This window comes from Nonomuraea typhae, assembly GCF_009760925.1.
Classification (GTDB): Bacteria; Actinomycetota; Actinomycetes; order Streptosporangiales; family Streptosporangiaceae; genus Nonomuraea; species Nonomuraea typhae.
In genome coordinates this window covers 1-1,398 of the sequence record NZ_VRLV01000043.1, presented here as the reverse complement: position 1 = coordinate 1,398, position 1,398 = coordinate 1, and the positions used below count along the sequence as shown (strand labels likewise).

The 1,398-nt window shown below is 68.2% G+C and carries 1 protein-coding gene; it reads right to left on the bottom strand.

Translation table 11 applies throughout. The features are described 5' to 3' along the window. Positions 1-112: 112 nt before the first annotated feature. Positions 113-1,147: an IS630 family transposase gene (locus FVE25_RS53615; RefSeq protein WP_157255258.1), complete on the bottom strand. Its 1,035-nt coding sequence runs from the start codon at positions 1,145-1,147 to the stop codon at positions 113-115. Between the last annotated feature and the right edge of the window lie 251 nt (positions 1,148-1,398).

The window sequence follows — 1,398 nt, the reverse complement described above, 5'->3', positions numbered from 1 at the left end:
GCTCCCGCGCGCACCCCACCCGGCGCCTTACGCCTTCTGCACGCACGCGTCCTCGCCGAAGATGCCAAAACCGCAGACAAGATCAAACCCGCGTGTTAATAATCTGCAGACCCTAAGCGGCATTCCAGTAGTTCCGCTTGTAACCGGCGGGGAGCCAGGGGCTGACCTCGGGAATCGCCGCGGTCAGGAACTGGTCGGGTGAGCGGGCGCGGAAGAAGGCATGGATCTGTCTGAGGCGGCCGGGCCAGGTGACAGCGGTGTTGGCGATGAATGCCTTCAGCGCCGCCCAGACGCGTTCGACCGGGTTGTCGTGCGGGCTGTAGCGCGCCCCGTACAGCAACTCCAGACGAGGATGGTGGGCTAGATAGGCGGTGACGACTTTGGCATGGTGGATGCTGTCGTTGTCGCAGATCACCACGACCGCCGGGGCGGCCGGGAACGCGGCGAGCACCGCATCGAGCAGGAGCAGGAAGTCGGCCGCGCGCCGACGACCCAGCCGATACACCCACCGCCCGGTGGTCATCTCCAGCGCGCCGAGCACGGTGACTTGTCGGTTCTTACCCGGCGTCGCAACCTGCGGACGGTGGGTGCGCAACGTCCAGCTCGCCCGGACGTGCGCCAGCCAATGCACGTGGGTCTCATCGGCGGCCCAGACCACCGTCCCGCGCGGCAGCGTGCGCAGCCGCGCGGCGATGTCGAGCACCGCCCGCCAGCGGTCCGGATCACCCTTGGCGATCAGCTTCGGGCGTCGCCAGATGCCCACCAGTCGCACGCGCCGATAGAGCGTGCGCCGGCTCAGGGCGGGTCGGTTCAGCGACCGCCACAGCCTGGGGATCGTCCACGGTCCGGGCCGGGCCAGCAGCCTGGTGATGCGCTGCACCAGCCGTCGGCCGCCGCGCCGTGGACGTCCAGGCCGGGGCTGGTCGGCCAGGCCCGCCACGCCCAGCCGGTTGAACCGCCCGATCCAGCGGCGCACGGTACCCGGGTCGTAGTCGAGCAGGTCAGCGATCTGTGCTGCCGACAGCCCGTGCAGCGACAACAGCACCATCACCGCCCGCGTCGCCTGCCGCCAGCGGCCTCGTAACTCCGTCTGCAGGTGCTCGATCGACGTGGCCGGAGCATTGGCGAACACGACAGGAGGGCGCATACTGACCACGACCTCGCCGGGGCAGGGAATGATGGTCTCAGCAACCTCGATCCAACCCCCGGCGAGGCCCCTGTCAATGCCTGTCCATCTGGACGGTCTCACGCCCTGTTACGCGCAGAACTTCTGGATACGCGCTTAGGGTCTGCAGATTATTAACACGCGGGTTTGATCTTGTCTGCGGTTTTGGCATCTTCGGCGAGGACGCGTGCGTGCAGAAGGCGTAAGGCGCCGGGTGGGGTGCGCGCGGGAGC

Coding starts and splice junctions, on each gene's coding strand:
- FVE25_RS53615 (WP_157255258.1), bottom strand. CDS start 1,147: ATGCGCCCTCCTGTCGTGTTCGCCAATGCTCCGGCCACGTCGATCGAG.